General features: G+C 59.3%; 17 protein-coding genes. 15 read left to right on the top strand and 2 right to left on the bottom strand.

Features of this window, described 5'->3' with window-relative positions; all coding sequences use genetic code 11:
* Positions 1-2: 2 nt before the first annotated feature.
* The gene (locus PSH96_RS00580; protein WP_305456891.1) at positions 3-1,223 is read right to left on the bottom strand and encodes a CaiB/BaiF CoA-transferase family protein; all 1,221 of its coding nucleotides are present in this window, start codon (positions 1,221-1,223) and stop codon (positions 3-5) included.
* Between the two features lie 12 nt (positions 1,224-1,235).
* A complete protein-coding gene (locus PSH96_RS00575) occupies positions 1,236-2,417 on the bottom strand; it encodes an acyl-CoA dehydrogenase (RefSeq protein ID WP_003187423.1) in 1,182 nt (393 codons plus the stop codon).
* A 157-nt stretch (positions 2,418-2,574) separates the two neighbouring features.
* On the opposite strand from PSH96_RS00575, the gene PSH96_RS00570 reads away from it, so the two are divergent.
* The 15 genes from PSH96_RS00570 (at position 2,575) to PSH96_RS00500 (ending at position 18,400) form a co-directional block, all read left to right on the top strand.
* A complete protein-coding gene (locus PSH96_RS00570; RefSeq protein ID WP_305456889.1) occupies positions 2,575-3,474 on the top strand; it encodes a LysR family transcriptional regulator in 900 nt (299 codons plus the stop codon).
* Positions 3,475-3,926: 452 nt separating this feature from the next.
* Complete coding sequence (locus PSH96_RS00565; RefSeq protein ID WP_305456887.1) at positions 3,927-5,048, top strand: Re/Si-specific NAD(P)(+) transhydrogenase subunit alpha; 1,122 nt, start codon at positions 3,927-3,929, stop codon at positions 5,046-5,048.
* Positions 5,049-5,063: 15 nt separating this feature from the next.
* Positions 5,064-5,384 (top strand): NAD(P) transhydrogenase subunit alpha, encoded by a 321-nt coding sequence (locus PSH96_RS00560; RefSeq protein WP_003220416.1) that lies wholly within the window; start codon positions 5,064-5,066, stop codon positions 5,382-5,384.
* Positions 5,384-6,820 (top strand): NAD(P)(+) transhydrogenase (Re/Si-specific) subunit beta, encoded by a 1,437-nt coding sequence (locus PSH96_RS00555; RefSeq protein ID WP_305456886.1) that lies wholly within the window; start codon positions 5,384-5,386, stop codon positions 6,818-6,820. The genes PSH96_RS00560 and PSH96_RS00555 overlap by 1 nt, the downstream gene beginning before the upstream one ends.
* A 180-nt stretch (positions 6,821-7,000) precedes the next feature.
* Positions 7,001-8,494 (top strand): acetyl-CoA hydrolase/transferase family protein, encoded by a 1,494-nt coding sequence (locus PSH96_RS00550; protein ID WP_305456885.1) that lies wholly within the window; start codon positions 7,001-7,003, stop codon positions 8,492-8,494.
* Between the two features lie 318 nt (positions 8,495-8,812).
* On the top strand, positions 8,813-9,028 hold the full coding sequence (locus PSH96_RS00545; protein WP_048721398.1) for a DUF1127 domain-containing protein: 216 nt from the start codon (positions 8,813-8,815) through the stop codon (positions 9,026-9,028).
* Between the two features lie 264 nt (positions 9,029-9,292).
* Positions 9,293-9,478: a DUF1127 domain-containing protein gene (locus PSH96_RS00540; protein ID WP_305456883.1), complete on the top strand. Its 186-nt coding sequence runs from the start codon at positions 9,293-9,295 to the stop codon at positions 9,476-9,478.
* Positions 9,479-9,637: 159 nt separating this feature from the next.
* Positions 9,638-9,958: a DUF2388 domain-containing protein gene (locus PSH96_RS00535; protein WP_056861033.1), complete on the top strand. Its 321-nt coding sequence runs from the start codon at positions 9,638-9,640 to the stop codon at positions 9,956-9,958.
* Positions 9,959-10,065: 107 nt separating this feature from the next.
* Positions 10,066-10,374 carry a DUF2388 domain-containing protein gene (locus PSH96_RS00530; RefSeq protein WP_056861032.1) on the top strand — a complete coding sequence of 103 codons (309 nt, stop codon included), beginning with the start codon at positions 10,066-10,068 and terminating at the stop codon, positions 10,372-10,374.
* Positions 10,375-10,413: 39 nt separating this feature from the next.
* A complete protein-coding gene (locus tag PSH96_RS00525) occupies positions 10,414-10,734 on the top strand; it encodes a DUF2388 domain-containing protein (protein ID WP_060756468.1) in 321 nt (106 codons plus the stop codon).
* Positions 10,731-12,692: a DUF4105 domain-containing protein gene (locus PSH96_RS00520; RefSeq protein WP_305456880.1), complete on the top strand. Its 1,962-nt coding sequence runs from the start codon at positions 10,731-10,733 to the stop codon at positions 12,690-12,692. The genes PSH96_RS00525 and PSH96_RS00520 overlap by 4 nt, the downstream gene beginning before the upstream one ends.
* A gap of 256 nt (positions 12,693-12,948) precedes the next feature.
* Positions 12,949-14,256 (top strand): CitMHS family transporter, encoded by a 1,308-nt coding sequence (locus tag PSH96_RS00515; protein ID WP_138813127.1) that lies wholly within the window; start codon positions 12,949-12,951, stop codon positions 14,254-14,256.
* 65 nt (positions 14,257-14,321) lie between these two features.
* Positions 14,322-15,089, top strand: a complete 768-nt coding sequence (locus PSH96_RS00510; protein WP_305456877.1) for a TerC family protein — start codon at positions 14,322-14,324, stop codon at positions 15,087-15,089.
* A gap of 211 nt (positions 15,090-15,300) precedes the next feature.
* Positions 15,301-16,959 carry a Na/Pi cotransporter family protein gene (locus tag PSH96_RS00505; RefSeq protein WP_305456875.1) on the top strand — a complete coding sequence of 553 codons (1,659 nt, stop codon included), beginning with the start codon at positions 15,301-15,303 and terminating at the stop codon, positions 16,957-16,959.
* Between the two features lie 58 nt (positions 16,960-17,017).
* The gene (locus tag PSH96_RS00500) at positions 17,018-18,400 is read left to right on the top strand and encodes a pitrilysin family protein (RefSeq protein ID WP_305456873.1); all 1,383 of its coding nucleotides are present in this window, start codon (positions 17,018-17,020) and stop codon (positions 18,398-18,400) included.
* The last annotated feature ends 40 nt before the right edge of the window (positions 18,401-18,440 follow it).

The raw sequence follows: 18,440 nt of genomic DNA, 5'->3' as shown, positions 1-18,440 counted from the left end.
CTTCAGATAACGCCTGCAGCCTTCAGCGCAGCCATATTCGCCGAATCCAACCCCAACACCCCCTGCAACACCTGCACCGTATGCTCGCCCAATAGAGGAGGCGCATTACGGTATTCCACCGGCGTTTTGGACAACCGCATCGGACTGGCGACCTGAGGCACCATCCCCGCCAATGCATGCGGCAATGCCATAGCCAACCCACGCGCCTTGACCTGCGGGTCGGCAAACACCTGCGCCAGATCATTGATCGGCCCACACGGCACGCCTACTTGCTCCAGCTGTGACACCCACTCAGCCGTCGTCTTGAACACCGTAGCCTGGCGGATCAGCGGAATCAGCTCCGCACGGTTAGCCACTCGCACCTTATTAGTGGCGAAACGCGGGTCATCCGCCCACTGCGGCTGCCCGGCCACCTCAGCAAACTTGCGAAACTGTCCGTCATTGCCCACCGTCAGGATGAAGTCGCCATCAGCCGTGGGAAAGTCCTGATAAGGCACAATATTAGGGTGAGCATTGCCAAGGCGCTTGGGCGCGACACCCGTCGTCAGGTAATTCATCGCCTGATTGGCCAGACACGCCACCTGTACATCCAGCAACGCCATATCAATATGCTGCCCACCGCCGTCATGATCCCGGTGAGCCAGCGCCGCCAGGATCGCCACGGTCGAGTACAGCCCCGTCAGGATATCCGTCAACGCCACGCCTACCTTTACCGGCCCAGCCCCCTCATCACCCTCGGGCCGACCGGTCAGGCTCATAAGCCCACCCAGCCCCTGGATCATAAAGTCGTAGCCCGCCCGCGTCGCATAAGGCCCCGTCTGGCCGAAACCCGTGATCGAGCAATAGATCAACTCTGGATTGATCTCCTTGAGCGATTCATAGTCCAGCCCATATGCCGCCAGGCCACCCACCTTGAAGTTCTCGATCAGAATGTCGGACTTGGCCGCGAGGTCGCGCACCAGCTTCTGACCCTCCGGGCGCGTAAAGTCGATGGTCACCGATTCCTTGTTACGGTTGGCTGACAGGTAATACGCCGCCTCAGTGGTATTCTCGCCATAGGCGTCTCTAAGGAAGGGAGGCCCCCACGCCCGCGTATCATCGCCATTGCCCGGTCGCTCAACCTTGATCACCTCAGCCCCAAGGTCTGCAAGGATCTGCCCGGACCACGGGCCCGCCAACACTCGTGACAAATCCAGTACCCGCAGATGTGAAAGCGCACCCATGCCGTTCTCCTATTAATAGAACGCTTGAAGGCCGGTCTGCGCGCGCCCAAGAATCAAGGCGTGTACGTCATGGGTGCCCTCGTAGGTATTGACCACCTCCAGGTTGACCAGGTGACGCGCCACCCCGAACTCATCCGAGATACCGTTACCGCCCAACATGTCCCGTGCCATACGCGCGATATCCAGGGACTTGCCACACGAGTTGCGCTTCATGATCGACGTGATCTCAACCGCCGCCGTCCCTTCATCCTTCATGCGCCCCAAACGCAGGCAGCCTTGCAAGGCCAGGGTGATCTCGGTCTGCATGTCCGCCAGCTTCTTCTGGATCAGTTGGGTCGCCGCCAAAGGCCGCCCGAACTGCTGACGGTCCAGGGTGTATTGGCGAGCGGTGTGCCAGCAAAACTCGGCAGCCCCCAACGCCCCCCAGGAAATGCCATAGCGTGCCGAGTTAAGACAAGTGAAAGGCCCCTTCAGGCCGCGCACGTCCGGGAAGATGTTCTCCTCGGGCACAAACACGTTATCCATGACGATCTCACCGGTAATCGAAGCCCGCAGGCCGACCTTGCCGTGAATCGCCGGAGCGCTCAGCCCCTTCCAACCCTTCTCCAGGACAAAACCGCGGATGTCGCCCGCGTCGTCCTTGCCCCACACCACAAACACATCGGCGATCGGGCTGTTGGTGATCCACATCTTGGCCCCGGTCAGGCTGTAGCCGCCATCGACCTTACGTGCACGGGTAATCATCGCGCCCGGGTCAGAGCCGTGGTTAGGCTCGGTCAGGCCGAAGCAACCAATCCATTCACCCGACGCCAGCTTTGGCAGGTACTTCTGCTTTTGCGCCTCGGTGCCAAATTCGTTGATCGGCACCATCACCAGTGAGGACTGCACACTCATCATCGAGCGATAACCGGAGTCGACACGCTCCACCTCACGGGCAATCAGCCCGTAGCTGACGTAGTTCAGGCCGCTGCCGCCGTACTGCTCAGGGATCATCGCGCCCAGCAGGCCGGTTTCACCCATCTCGCGAAAGATCGCAGGGTCGGTCTTTTCATGGCGAAAGGCTTCGAGCACACGCGGCGCCAGCTTGTCCTGGGCGAATTGCTCAGCACTGTCGCGCACCATGCGCTCTTCTTCGGTGAGCTGTTGATCCAGCAACAGTGGATCGATCCAGTTGAAGCTTGCCTTGCCAGCCATGAATAAGTCCTCGGGGAAGAAAACAGAAGTCGTGGATGCAGCCTAGGCCGGGCAACCGCAGAGGGCAAACGACGTTTACGCATAGGGTTGTGCTAATTTCTCACTTCGTAATGAGCGAAAAGCGCACAAATGCGCTTTATGAGTGAGTACAACGTACATGCGCAGAAAAATCCCCAGCACCACCGCCCTGGTCAGTTTTGAAGCAGCGGCCCGCCACGAGAGCTTTACCAAGGCGGCGCACGAGCTTTCACTCACCCAAGGCGCCATCTGTCGACAGATCGCCAGCCTGGAGGAGTTTTTGAGTGTCGAGCTATTTCGACGCTCACGTCGGGGCGTCAAGCTGACGGAAGCGGGGCTGTCGTATAGCCGTCGCGTTGCCATGCAACTGGACGCCGTAGAGCGCGATACCTTGTCGGTCATGGGGCAGCAAGGCGCGAATGTCATCGAGCTGGCAGTGGTGCCAACTTTCGGCACCCAATGGCTGATCCCACGGCTCAAGGACTTCCAGCAGCAACACCCGGAAGTCACGGTCAACCTCACCAACCGCACACGCCCTTTTTTGTTTGCCGACACCGAGTTCGACGCCGCCATCTACTTTGGCGATGCCGATTGGTCAGGCACCGAATCCCACCGGCTGATGGGCGAAAACCCCGTACCCGTGTGCAGTCCGCGTTTACTGGGCAGTCGTGCACACTTCAGCCCGGAAGAAATCGCCCAACTGCCGCTACTGCAACAAACAACCCGGCCGTACGCCTGGCGCCAATGGTTCAGCGCGCAACAACTGAACATACCTCGCGACATGACAGGCCCTCGTTACGAGCTATTCTCGATGTTGTCGCAAGCGGCCATGCATGACATGGGCATTGCACTGATTCCGCCCTTCCTGATCCAGCGCGAGCTGGAAGAGCAGCATCTGGTGATCGCGAGCCCCGAAGCGTTGAGCAGTACAAAGGCTTACTACCTGATGATTCCCGAGAGAAAAGTCGAATCTGCGTCGCTGCACGCTTTTAGAGACTGGCTTATCGACCAATCACAGCGCTACAACCCCAGCATTTAAAGGACAAGGTGACTTTTTTGACCTTGTAGTCAGATAATTTATGATCCTACAGATATAACTATATGTCGTGTTTTGAAAGACTGTACTTCTCAGCATCAAAATGAGCTTAACGCCATGGCCAATAAGGCTTGTAGCGACAATCACCTGCCAATGCCCGACCATTCACGCCGAAGATAGGAAAACCGTCTATAACGCTCTACAACCCTTTAAACACCTGTATTTAAAGAGGTTATTTTGTCCTGTTGCGACAATCAGTCACAGGGTGACTTGTAGTTAATTTTTCGTCACCCGTCATAATCCCTTGAAGGCCGTAAAGTTCGCCTGCAAAATGCCGCGCCCCGCTGTCATTTCAGCGGGATCGTGCTGATCGGCCGCCCCAGCTGCGCCCCTCACGGTGCACTGGCCTTTTTACAAAAAGATCAAAAGCAAAAAGATCATGCAGGAGATTTGACGTGCACATTGGTGTTCCTCTCGAAACCCAGACCGGTGAAACGCGGGTGGCTGCCACCCCGGAAACCATCAAGAAGCTGATCGGCCAGGGCCATAAGGTCACTGTACAAAGCGGTGCAGGCATTACCGCCAGCATCGTCGACAGTGCCTATGAAACAGCAGGCGCAACCATTGGCAGCGCCAGCGAAGCGTTTGGCGCCGAGCTGATTCTCAAGGTGGTTGCCCCCAGCGACAACGAACTGGCGCTGATCAAAAGCGGCACCGTGTTGGTGGGCATGCTCAACCCGTTCAGCAACGAAACCATCGTCAAGCTGGCAGAGCGAGGCATTACCGCCTTCGCGCTCGAAGCTGCGCCACGTACCTCGCGAGCCCAAAGCCTCGATGTGTTGTCGTCACAGGCCAACATTGCCGGCTATAAAGCCGTATTGCTGGCAGCCCATCACTACCCACGCTTCATGCCGATGCTGATGACTGCCGCGGGCACCGTCAAAGCCGCGCGCGTGCTGATCCTCGGCGCGGGTGTCGCAGGCCTGCAAGCCATCGCCACGGCGAAACGTCTGGGTGCCGTGATCGAAGCGTCTGACGTGCGCCCTGCCGTGAAAGAGCAGATCGAGTCCCTCGGCGCCAAGTTCGTCGACGTGCCCTACGAAACCGATGAAGAGCGTGAATGCGCGGTCGGTGTCGGCGGTTACGCGCGCCCGATGCCATCGAGCTGGATGCAGCGCCAGGCCCTGGCCGTACATGAACGCGCCAAACAAGCGGACATCGTCATCACTACAGCGCTGATCCCCGGCCGCAAAGCCCCGACCTTGCTCAGTGCCGAAACCGTCGCACAAATGAAGCCCGGTTCGGTGGTCATCGACCTCGCCGCTGCCCAAGGTGGTAACTGCCCGCTGACCGTCGCCGACCAGGTCGTCGTGGAAAACGGCGTGACCATTTGCGGCCCAACCAACCTGGCCGGAGCTGTGGCCGCCGATGCTTCTGCTTTATATGCGCGCAACCTGCTGGACTTCCTGAAGCTGGTCTTCACCAAGGAAGGGCAGTTTGAAATCAACCTCGAAGACGACATCGTCGCCGCGTGCCTGATGTGCCGCGACGGCCAAGTCATCCGCAAAAACGCCTAAGCAGGGATTCAGACGATGGAAGAGCTTATCTCCCCCGGTATCTACAACCTGATCATCTTTGTGCTGGCGATTTATGTCGGTTACCACGTGGTCTGGAACGTCACGCCCGCACTGCACACGCCACTGATGGCGGTGACCAACGCCATCTCCGCAATCGTGATTGTCGGCGCCATGCTGGCCGCAGCCCTCACCGTGACCCCACTGGGTAAGACCATGGGCACCCTGGCCGTGGCCCTGGCGGCGGTTAACGTATTCGGCGGGTTCCTGGTCACGCGCAGGATGCTTGAGATGTTCAAGAAGAAAGCCCCGAAAGCAAAAGAAGAGGCGCCAAAGTAATGAGCATGAATTTGGTTACGACGCTCTACTTGATCGCGTCGATCTGTTTTATCCAGGCCCTTAAAGGCCTGTCACACCCAACCACATCGCGACGCGGCAACCTCTTTGGGATGCTCGGCATGGCGCTGGCGGTGCTGACCACTGTGGGCCTCATCTATAAGCTCGGCGCCGAGCTTGCAACGGCCGGTATCGGTTACGTGATCGTCGGTCTGCTGATCGGCGGCACCGCCGGTTCGATCATGGCCAAGCGCGTAGAAATGACCAAGATGCCTGAGCTGGTTGCCTTCATGCACAGCATGATCGGCCTGGCGGCGGTATTTATCGCGATTGCTGCGGTGGTCGAGCCGCAATCCCTGGGCATCGTCAAACAGCTGGGCGACTCGATTCCTGCGGGCAACCGCCTGGAACTGTTCCTCGGCGCAGCCATTGGTGCAATTACCTTCTCCGGTTCGGTGATTGCGTTCGGCAAGCTTTCGGGCAAGTACAAGTTCCGCCTGTTCCAGGGCGCACCGGTACAGTTCGGTGGCCAGCACAAACTCAACCTGGTGCTCGGCCTGGCAACCCTGGGCCTGGGCCTGGCGTTCATGTTCACCGGCAACCTCACTGCGTTTGCGTTGATGCTGGCACTGGCTTTCGTGCTGGGCGTGCTGATCATCATCCCGATCGGCGGCGCCGACATGCCGGTGGTTGTCTCGATGCTCAACAGCTACTCCGGCTGGGCAGCGGCGGGCATTGGCTTCTCGCTGAACAACTCGATGCTGATCATCGCAGGCTCCCTGGTGGGCTCCAGCGGCGCGATTCTGTCGTACATCATGTGCAAGGCGATGAACCGCTCCTTCTTTAATGTATTGCTCGGTGGTTTCGGCAACACAGCAGATGCCGGCGCAGCGGCTGGCTCCACAGAAGCACGCCCGGTGAAATCCGGTTCGGCGGACGATGCCACGTTCCTGCTGACCAACGCCGACACCGTGATCATCGTTCCAGGCTACGGCCTGGCAGTTGCTCGGGCCCAACACGCCCTTAAAGAGCTGACCGAGAAGCTGACCCACCGTGGCGTGACCGTGAAGTACGCGATCCACCCGGTAGCGGGCCGTATGCCTGGGCACATGAACGTGCTGCTGGCCGAGGCGGAAGTGCCTTACGACCAAGTGTTCGAAATGGAAGACATCAACTCCGAGTTCGGCCAGGCCGACGTGGTGCTGGTGTTGGGCGCCAACGATGTGGTCAACCCGGCCGCCAAGAACGACCCGAACTCACCGATTGCCGGTATGCCGATTCTTGAGGCGTTCAAGGCCAAGACCATCATCGTCAACAAGCGCTCGATGGCCAGCGGCTATGCCGGCCTGGATAACGAGTTGTTCTACCTGGACAAGACCATGATGGTCTTCGGTGATGCCAAGAAGGTCATCGAAGACATGGTCAAAGCCGTCGAATAACACTGCGCCAGCGCAATACCCGAAACCCTGGCCTCCAGTAGGCTGGGGTTTTTTTATTGCCGCATGAAACCCGACCAAAGGCTCTAAATCGCTGCCTGGCATTCGACCATGGTAGCGGGCCGAAATTTTTTGAAATCACTACACTGCCCACCTTGCTTCCGTAGCCTGAGATAACAATTCATGTACCGTGATCGTATCCGCTTGCCTTCGTTGTTGAACAAGGTCATGAGCGCGGCAGACGCCGCCGCACTGATCGAGGACGGCATGACCGTCGGCATGAGCGGCTTCACCCGTGCCGGTGAAGCCAAGGCCGTCCCCCACGCCCTGGCCGAACGCGCCAAGACTTCGCCGCTGAAAATCACCCTGATGACCGGCGCCAGCCTGGGTAATGACCTGGACAAGCAACTGACCGAAGCCGGCGTGTTGTCGCGCCGCATGCCGTTTCAGGTCGACAGCACCCTGCGCAAGGCGATTAACGCCGGCCAAGTGATGTTTATCGACCAGCACCTGTCGGAAACCGTCGAGCAACTGCGCAACAACCAACTCAAGTTGCCGGACATAGCCGTGATCGAAGCCGTTGCGATCACCGAACAAGGACACATCGTGCCCACCACCTCTGTGGGCAACTCGGCCAGCTTCGCGATTTTCGCCAAACAAGTGATTGTTGAGATCAACCTGGCGCATAACCCGAACCTGGAAGGGCTGCACGACATCTATATCCCGACCTACCGGCCGACGCGCACACCGATCCCGTTGGTCAAAGTCGACGACCGCATCGGCAGCACCGCGATTCCGATCCCGCCGGAGAAAATCGTCGCCATCGTGATCACCAATCAGGCCGACTCTGCCTCAACCGTGACACCACCGGACGCCGACACCCAAGGCATCGCTAACCATCTGATCAACTTCCTCAAGCAGGAAGTCGACGCTGGGCGCATGACCAACAAGCTCGGCCCGCTGCAGGCCGGGATCGGCAACATCGCCAACGCGGTGATGTGCGGCCTGATCGAATCGCCGTTCGAAGACCTGACCATGTATTCGGAAGTGTTGCAGGACTCGACCTTCGACCTGATCGACGCGGGCAAGCTGAGCTTTGCTTCGGGCAGCTCGATCACCTTGTCGGAGCGACGCAACGCTGACGTGTTCGGCAACCTGGAACACTACAAGGACAAGCTGGTACTGCGCCCTCAGGAAATCTCCAACCACCCTGAAGTGGTTCGGCGCCTAGGCATTATCGGTATCAACACGGCGCTTGAGTTCGACATCTACGGCAACGTCAACTCCACCCACGTCTGCGGCACGCGGATGATGAATGGGATTGGCGGTTCCGGAGACTTCGCGCGTAACGCGCACCTGGCGATTTTCGTCACCAAGTCGATTGCCAAGGGCGGCGCAATTTCCAGCGTCGTGCCGATGGTCAGCCATGTGGACCATACCGAGCATGACGTGGATATCCTGGTGACCGAGGTTGGCCTCGCTGACCTGCGTGGCCTGGCGCCACGTGAGCGGGCACGGGTGATCATCGACAATTGCGTGCACCCGGCTTACCGCGATGCGCTGAACAGTTACTTCGAAGCTGCCTGTGTAATCGGCGGGCATACTCCGCACATCTTGCGCGAAGCACTGAGTTGGCACATTAACCTGGAAGAAACCGGGCACATGCTCAAGGCTTAATTGATACAGATCCGGGCTGATGCAAACACAGTTTATTCAACTCGGTGATCGCAGCAGTACTTTTTGAAAAAACTGTACTGCTGTACCGGTCATTTCCTACCGAATTATCCTACGCCCCATGTCGAAAATGCCTATTTCGCACCGAATCAGTGCAGACAGGTACAGTTGCCCCATTTCCGTACAGTACAGCCGCTATAAACAGTTAACTGGCCCCTCACAATACAGGTGAACTGTATCTAGAGAGTCTTGCGCCGGAGGAGGATCATTGGCATCAGTTAAACCACTACCTAATCCCGCCACAAGCGGAAGGATGTCATCATGGAACGTACACTCAGTTCCGATCTGTTCTTCGAAGAAAAAGCTGTAAACACCCAGGCTTCCATGCCTTTGCGCGTTCTCGCCAACCTGATGTTGTGGCAGCGCCGCATCTCCAGCCGCCACCAACTGGCTCGTCTGGATTCGCGTCTGCTGGCTGACGCCGGTATCAGCGAAGCTCAACGCTACGAAGAGCTGAGCAAGCCGTTCTGGCGCTAATTGGCGCCCGCTGGCCCTGACCCGCCGGGTCCACCGCCAGCACTCTGATTTAACAAAACAAAGCCCGCCCCGGGAAACCGGAGGCGGGCTTTGTTGTTTTCGGAGTTCAAACTTTACAAGTCCAAAAACAGAGGGCACCAACAAACACCAGTACAGTTAAAATAACATAACAATTAATCAGTACAATTTAGCATTGGTGTATCTGTATTGGTAAAGGCTGGCCGCTCAAGATGGTGTTCCAAGACTTCATGGAAGGCCGTCGTCATGAGCACACAAACCCCGCGCTACAAACAGTTGATGATTCGAATGGCTTGCGCTCTCGGCAGATGGGCGCGGCAGGCCCATGAGCGCCGCCAACTTGCGCAACTTGACCCACGTGAATTGGCCGATGCCGGCATCAGCCACGGCGACCGTACAGCCGAGCTGTCCAAGCCTTTCTGGCACGACTAGACAGATAGAGGCTTTCCGAACGGATAAGTGGCAGCTTAAGATCCCGTTATTACGTGGCGAACCTTGTAGAACGGACGTCTGATGCTTAATCCGCAACAATGTCCGTTTCACAGTGGCCGCATTGCGCCGCTTTATCTGATCTTCTACAGGAGTTATTCCATGTCCCGTCTTCGCCTGCTGAGTGCTGCCACCCTGTTGGCCCTGGCCGCCAACGCCAACGCGAGCAGCTTTATCGTGACCACCGACTCGATCGTTGGCGCGCTCAAAGCCACTTCTGACGCCAGCTCCGATGCCACGTCGTCCCTGCGTGACAACAAAGTCGTGCAAGCTGCCCGTGACGACGCCGCCAGCTTTGTCGCCAGCGAAGGCGCCATTCGTGGGGTGAAGCTGGAAAGCGCCCTGGCCCAGATTCGCCAACAGGCCCCACAACTGAACACTGCGACCGACGCACAACTGGCCCAGGCGATTCTGGCCATCTGATGATCCGGTAGACGCCAGGGCACGCCAGCCGCTACCAAATGTGTCAGCGCTGGCTCTCGCCCGGGCGTTGCGCTAGCCTTGGCGCTCGCTTTCAGTTGTCGAGTCCCATGGCTTTTTCATACCGCCTGTTGATTGTTCCCGTGTTGGTTTCCGCCTGCTGGTCACCCTTGGCTTCGGCCTTTGACGTGTCCATCCAGAGCACCGTCATCAGTGCCTACGCCACCAGCAAGGTGACGTCTGCGCCCTTTGACAGAAAATTGGTACTGGCCGCCCAGGATGACGCTGCCGCTTTTATCGCCACTGACGGCCAATGGCGGGGAGCTCGTCTGGAATCTGCGCTGGAGTACCTGCGCCGAACCCAGCCAAAACTTCATGTCAGCGACCTTGAACTGGCGCAGGCAATTCTCGTCCAATAATCATCGTATATTTCTACCTTTGTATTTCGGAGTCATTCCATGCGTAGCCCGCTGATCGCTGCCGCTCTGGGCCTGCTGTTGTTGGCCGATGTCGCCCACGCGCAAACCCTGAAAGCCACCAGTAACATCATCGTGCGTGCCTCGGCGCGTACCATTGATTTCACTTCGGACACCACCACTTCCATCCGCGACTCCAAAATCGTGCGCGAAGCCCACGATGACGCTGCCAGCTTCGTCGCCTCCAACGGCGAAATCCGCGGCGCGCAGTTGGAAGCAGCCTTCGATACCCTGCGCACCCGCGTACCGGAAGCCCGCGACGCCAGTGACCAGACTCTCGCCGAAGCTATCCTCGCTCTGTGAGGCGCCTGTTCGCCTGGCTACTGGCCGGGACTGTGCTGCTCTGTGCAGGCGCAGCCCAGGCCAGCCTGCAACTGCGGCTCAAGACCGATGGCTTGAGCCCGGCCGAACAGCAGGCCAGCCAGGCGTTGCTCGACGAAGCGATGCGCGCCCTGCCGCCGCGCTTTATCGAGCAGCTTGATCGACGTATTGATGTCGGCTGGACCGACAAGATGCCTGAAAACGCCTATGGCCAAGCCTCCCTGGTGTCCGAACTGGACCTGAACCAGAACCTGCTCGCCAGCCTCACCGACGGCAGCGCCGCCACCCAAAAGACCAATCGCCCCCATGGCACCGTGCGCCGCGAAATGCTCGCCACCGTGCTGCATGAACTGACCCACATCTATGACCGTGCGCGCCCGTGGTCCAGAGACGAGCGCCGCCTGATCCAACGCTGCAGCCGCCAGAACAACATCACCGGCCTGATCGGTCTGCCCGATCAATGCCGTGGCCAGAACGACCGTCGCTTCACCTTGAGTGACGACCCGCGCCTGCTGGACATTGCCGGCTGGCCCCAATACGTGGGCCGTCGCGGCGAGCGCGAGCAACACAACCACCAGGTCGCGCGCAGCCCGGACATCTACGAAACCACCAGCCCGCTGGAGTTTGTGGCGGTCAACATGGAGTATTTCCTCCTCGACCCGAGCTACGCCTGCCGTCGCCCCGCGCTGTTTCGCTATTACAAGGAACACTTCGGCTGGGCACCGCCCGAACAAGACACCTGCGCCAAAACCTACGCGTTCCTGAACGCCGGCAATGACTTCGCCAAAACGCCGCTGGGCCAGATCGACCCGGAGCGCGTGTATGAAATCGACTACCTGTTGGCCGAAGCCAACCAGAACCTGGTGAGCCGCTGGGGCCACAGCATGTTGCGCCTGGTGATCTGCGCACCCGGCCGCCCGCGTGGCCCGGATTGCCGGTTGGACCTGGACCAGCACTTGGTGTTGTCTTACCGCGCTTTCGTCGGTGACGTACAGCTCTCGAGCTGGGATGGACTGGTAGGCAAGTACCCATCACGCTTGTTTGTGCTGCCGCTGGCCCAGGTGATCGACGAATACACCAAGACTGAACTGCGCGGCCTGGCCTCGGTGCCGCTCAAGCTCACCCGCCAGGAAATCAACGACACCGTCGAACATGCCGCCGAAATGCACTGGAGCTACGACGGTAATTACTTCTTCATCTCCAACAACTGCGCGGTGGAGAGCCTCAAGTTGTTACGCAGCGGCAGCGCCAACCCGCAATTGACCAGCCTGGACAACATCACCCCCAACGGCCTGCTCGAGGTGCTCAGCGCCCGGGGCCTGGCTGACACCAGCGTGCTCAATGACAAGCGCGAAGCCTTGCGCCTGGGTTATCACTTCGACTCGTTCCGCGAGCGCTACCAGGCGATGTTCGACGTACTGCGCAAACATCTGCCGATCAAGCAGACCCAAGTCGAAGACTGGCTCGCCCTCAGTGCCGCAGAACGCCGCCAGTGGTTCACCCAGGCCGACCTTCGCACCAGTGCCGCGCTGCTGCTCCTGGAACAAGCCAGCTATCGCAAACAACTGATGCTGGCCCAGGACGAAGTCAAGCAACGCTACCTCAATGCCCGTGAACTGAAAAACGGCGGCATGGAAAGAGCCAACAACACCCTGCAACAGATCCTCGCCAACAGCGGCTTCCTCAGCCGCCCGGCGGAATTGCTCGACAGCGGCGGCTACGGCCTGCCGCAACCTTCGGAAGCCAAGCGCCTGGAATCGGAAAGCGCCGAGCGCCAGAAACAGCTGCAGTCCTTGACCGGCGATCTGGATAAAGAGGTAAGGGCGTTGCTGGACCCTGCACGCGCCGACGAGATTGCCGCCTGCGAAGCCAACCTCAAGCAGATGGGCGAGCACTTGCGGGCCTTGCACAAAGCCTCGGGCGGTTTGGAGCTGCCCTGAGTCGCCTTAAAGAAAATTCCTACAAGCCTTCCATCATCTGACTTACACAGCGAAAGCTGGCTGAAAGCTTCCCCGTCTAGGATCGCCCCCACTGCCGGCAACAGACCGGCTGTAAACAACAACAATGGTGATCCCTGATGTCCGCTACTACCCGCCTGTTCGCTCCAACTCCATTCGTACGCCACGTGCCTTTCGTACTGCGCTGACCCCAACCCGGTTCGCCATTCCCTAGCCGCGCTACGCCTGGAGTATTCCTATGCTGACTTTCCTTGGCTTTGCCATGGTCATCACGTTCATGTACCTGATCATGACCAAGCGCCTGTCCGCGCTGATTGCCTTGATCATTGTGCCGATCCTGTTCGCCCTGTTTGGCGGCTTTGCACCCGAGATCGGACCGATGATGCTTGCGGGCATCACCAAGCTTGCGCCGACCGGCGTGATGCTGATGTTCGCCATTCTGTACTTTGCCCTGATGATCGACTCCGGCCTGTTTGACCCGGCGGTGCGCAAGATCCTCAAGATGGTCAAGGGCGACCCGCTGAAAGTCTCGGTCGGTACCGCCGTGCTGGCCCTGGTGGTGTCCCTGGACGGTGACGGTGCCACCACTTACATGATCTGCGTGGCCGCCATGCTGCCGCTGTACCAGCGCATCGGCATGAGCCCGCGGATCATGGCCGGCTTGATCATCCTCGCCGGCGGTGTGATGAACATGACGCCATGGGGCGGCCCGACGGCCCGTGCCGCCAGTGCGCTGCATGTGGACCCTTCGGATATTTTCGTACCGATGATCCCGGCCATGGCTGTCGGCGTAGTGGCGATCCTGGTGATTGCCTATATGTACGGCAAACGCGAACGTGCCCGCCTGGGTGAACTGCACCTGCAGGGCGACGAGATCGATCACAGCGAGATCAGCGTGTCGCAATTCCCTGACGCCCGTCGCCCCAAGTTGATCTGGTTCAACGGTGCATTGACCTTCGCGCTGATGTGCACCCTGATTGCCGGCCTGTTGCCACTGCCGGTGCTGTTCATGGTCGCGTTCAGTATCGCGATGATCGTTAACTACCCATGCCTGCAAATGCAGAAAGACCGCATCGCCGCCCACGCCGGCAGCGTACTGGCAGTGACGGGTTTGATCTTCGCCGCCGGTATCTTCACCGGCATCCTGTCGGGCACCGGCATGGTCGACGCCATGTCCAAGAGCCTGCTGGCGGTTATCCCGGATGCGCTGGGCCCGTACCTGGCGGTGATCACCGCCTTGGTGAGCATGCCGTTTACGTTCTTCATGTCCAACGATGCGTTCTACTATGGCGTACTGCCCGTGCTCGCCGAAGCCGCCAGCCATTACGGCATCACTGCCGTGGAAATGGCCCGTGCCTCGATCGTTGGCCAGCCCGTTCACCTGCTCAGCCCGCTGGTACCTTCGACTTACCTGCTGGTGGCCCTGGCGGGGATCGAATTTGGCGATCACCAACGCTTTACCCTCAAGTGGGCAGTACTGGTGTGCCTGTGCATAATGTTCGCAGCTTTGCTGATGGGGATTTTTCCGCTGTTCAGCACTCTATAATCGTAACGACCTGACCGCGCGGCGCTGCAGCTTGCGCGGCTTCACATTTGCTCAAAGGAATACACATGGAATGGCTGACCAATCCGGAAATCTGGATTGCCTTCTTCACCCTGACGGCCCTCGAGATCGTCCTGGGCATCGATAACATCATCATGATTTCGATCCTGGTCAGCCGCATGCCCAAGCATATGCAGGCGCGCACCCGGATCTTCGGCCTGGCCCTGGCCATGGTCACGCGAATCCTGTTGCTGCTGTCGATCACCTGGGTCATGCAACTCACTGCGGACCTGTTCGTGGTCTTCGGCCAGGGCATCTCCGGTCGCGACCTGATTCTGTTCTTCGGTGGCCTGTTTCTGCTGTGGAAAAGCTCCCAGGAGATGTACCACGCCCTGGAAGGTGAAGATGAAACCCACGACGAGCCGGGCGGCAAGGGTGGCAAGTTCATCTACACCATCATCCAGATCGCGATCATCGACATCGTGTTCTCCCTGGACTCGGTGATCACTGCGGTCGGCATGGTTTCCCATGTGCCGGTCATGGTCGCTGCGATCGTGGTAGCCGTACTGGTGATGATGCTGGCTGCAGGCACCATCAGTGAATTCATCGACAAGCACCCGTCGCTGAAGATGCTGGCGCTGTCGTTCCTGCTGGTGGTGGGTACGGTGCTGATCGCCGAATCCTTCGGCGTGCATGTGCCAAAAGGCTACGTCTACTTCGCCATGGCGTTCTCGCTGGCAGTAGAAGCGGTAAACATCAAGATGCGTACCGCTATCGCGAAAAAGAGGAAACAGCAGGATCCTGTGAAACTGCGCAAGGACATTCCGGGTCAATAAACCTGACCCGCTGCTGAAATGGGGCGTTCGCGCCCCATTTTTTCATCTGCAAAAAACTGATTTCATGACAGTTTTGTTTCAATCCCCACTTTAGCTATGCGATGCTGGCGCAGAGCCCATTCGCCAACTACAGCTTAAGTACAAGACGTAGAACGGCACGCGGCAATTCTCATTTGCTCTTTCTGGAGCACACCCACACGGGGGGCCGAGCATGCTGACCTTGCTCAATCTGCTTTCCGCCGTGACCCTGCTTATCTGGGGCACGCACATCGTCCGTACCGGCATCTTGCGGGTCTACGGTTCCAACTTGCGCCAAGTCATCGGGCAGAACATGTCCAAGCGCTGGCTGGCGTTTATCGCCGGTATCCTGGTGACGGCCATGGTCCAGAGCAGCAACGCCACGGCGATGCTAGTGACGTCGTTTGTCGGCCAGGGCTTGATGGGCCTCATGCCGGCGCTGGCGACCATGCTCGGCGCCGACGTCGGTACGGCATTGATGGCGCGGGTACTGACCTTCGACCTGTCCTGGCTGTCGCCACTGCTGATTTTTCTTGGGGTGATTTTCTTCCTCTCGCGCAAACAGACGCGGGCAGGGCAGATGGGCCGCGTCGGTATCGGCCTGGGCCTGATTATTCTGGCCCTGCAACTGATCGTCGAAGCCGCCGGGCCGATTACCCATGCCCAAGGCGTCAAAGTTATCTTTGCCTCGCTGACCGGCGACATTTTGCTGGATGCCCTGGTCGGCGCTCTGTTTGCGATGATTTCCTACTCCAGCCTGGCCGCCGTACTGCTGACCGCCACCCTGGCCGGCGCCGGTGTGATCGGCCTGCATGTGGCCATAGGCCTGGTGATCGGCGCCAACATCGGCAGCGGCGTGCTGGCCTTCCTCAGCACCAACATGCAGAACGCCGCCGGCCGCCAGGTCGCGCTGGGCAGCTTGTTGTACAAACTGATCGGCCTGTTGCTGATTATTCCGGTGCTCGACCCGCTCGTACGCTGGATGGATGGCTTGGACTACAGCGCTCAAGGCATGGTCATCACCTTCCATGTGCTCTACAACACCACGCGCTGCCTGATCCTGCTGCCGACCATCGGGCCAATGGCGCGCCTGTGCGCCTGGTTGCTGCCGGAGAAACAGGAAACCAACGGCAAAGCCAGGCCCCGTCACTTGGACCTGGCCTCGCTCGCCACCCCAAGCCTGGCGCTGGCCAACGCGGCCCGTGAAACCCTGCGCCTGGGCGACCTGATCGACAACATGCTCACCGCCATGCTCGAAGTGCTGCGCGGCAAGCAAACCGCGATCACCCAGGAAATGCGCAGCCTCAGCGACGACGTCGAGGCCCTCTACAGCGCGATCAAGCTTTACCTGGCGCAAATGCCCCGCGAAGACCTGAGTGAACAGGACAGCCGCCGCTGGGCCGAGATCATCGAGCTGTCGATCAACCTCAAGCTGGCCGGCGACCTGATCGAGCGGATGTTACGCAAAGTCCAGCAGCAGAAAACCTCACAGCGCCGGCAGTTCTCCGAAGTCGGCCTGGAAGAACTCACCGGCCTGCACAGCCAGTTGATTGCCAACTTGCGTCTGGGCCTGTCGGTGTTCCTCAGTGCCGACCCGGAAAGCGCCCGCCAACTGCTGCGCGAAAAGCGCCGTTTCCGCGCTCAGGAACGTCGTCTGGCCCACGCCCACGTCAGCCGTTTGCAGCGCAAAATCGTACAGAGCATGGAGACCAGTTCCCTGCACCTGGAGCTGATTGCCGACATGAAACGCCTGAACTCGTTGTTTTGCAGCAGTGCTTATGTAGTGTTGGAAACCTCAGACACCGGCGCACTCTCCGCCGAAGATATTGCCGACATCACTCATTCGCCCTGAACGTACGATGGCCCGTGAAGTCAGTTAACAATGGACCTCACCCGCCAGGAAGCTTGTTATGCGTCGCCTGTTACTTGCCTGCCTGCTCATGGGCTCGGTACACACCTTTGCCTTCGACCGCCTGCAAGTCGAAGGCTACACCTTGCCCAATGGCCTGCAATTGCTGCTCAAGCCGGGCACCGAGCGTGGGCACGTGGCGATCCGCCTGGTGGTGGGCGTCGGCCTGGATGACTTTCCCTGCGACGAAAAAGAACTGCCGCACCTGCTGGAGCACTTATTGTTCAGCGGCATTGACGGCGGTGGTGAAGGCGAGCTTGAAGACCGCATGCAAGCCCTCGGCGGCGAATGGAACGCCTACACCAGCAACGCCGACACCACCTTTGTGATCGAGGCGCCCGCGCAAAACCAGCGCAAGGTGCTGGACCTATTGCTGGCGATCCTCACCCGCACCGAACTGACCGACGCGAATATCAATGCGGCCAAAAAAGTGGTCGAGCGCGAAGACGGCGGCCATTACTCGCACCTGCAACGCTTGCTCGACCGCCAGGACCTGGGCCACACCGCCAGCAACCAATTAGCCGTCGAACTGGGGCTCAAATGCGCCGAACGTGCCGAAGTCAGCCAGCTGACCCGCGATCAGTTGCAAACCCTGCGCACACATTGGTACGCGCCCAACAACATGACGCTGATCATCGTCGGCGACCTCGACAAACTGCTGCCGGCGTACCTGGAACGCACTTACGGTCAACTTGATCCGGTCGACCCCACCGAGCATCGACCGCTGCCGGAAATCCAGCACACCGCCGCCAGCCATCGCGACCTTATCCACGGCTGGGTCGGTGACAGCGCCAAACTGCACTGGCTGTTCCCCGAACCGGTTTTGGACGACCAACACGATGAAACCTACGATTTGCTCAAGGACTACCTCGACTGGGCGCTGTACCGTCAGCTGCGCCTCAAGCACGGTTTGTCCTACGGCCCCTGGAGCGAACGCGAAGTGCTCGGCGGCGTCGGCTTCCTCAGCCTGAATGCCGACCTTGAGCGCGACAATCTTCCTGAAGCCGAACAGGTGTTGCAGGACCTCACGGCGCAACTGCTCAAGGACGGCCTCGACCCGGCGGTCTTCAACCGCTTGCAGCAAGCCGCTATTGCGCGCCAAGCCTGGGCAGTGCAGGGCAACAGTGCGCTGGCCGACTATTACTGGAGCGCTGCCGGCGACTATGCCGATGGCCATATCAGCGACCCGGCCAAGCGCATCAAGGCCGTCAACCTGGCGCAAACCAACCAGGCCATGCGCGAGGTGTTTAACCAGAAGGGCTACTGGCGCGTCGAAAAACCGCTGCTGAGCTATGACGCCCTGAGCTGGATCGGGGCCGGCCTGCTCGCACTGATCGCCAGTGTGTTGATCGGCGTGCGTCTTTATCGCAAACGGATCACGTAATGAGGCACCGAACACAGGGCTAAGACGTTATTCTGTCTGT

Origin of the sequence: Pseudomonas sp. FP2338, from assembly GCF_030687515.1 — a bacterium.
In the GTDB taxonomy this organism is placed as follows: Bacteria; Pseudomonadota; Gammaproteobacteria; order Pseudomonadales; family Pseudomonadaceae; genus Aquipseudomonas; species Aquipseudomonas salomonii.
This window is presented reverse-complemented; position numbering and strand designations above follow the sequence as displayed.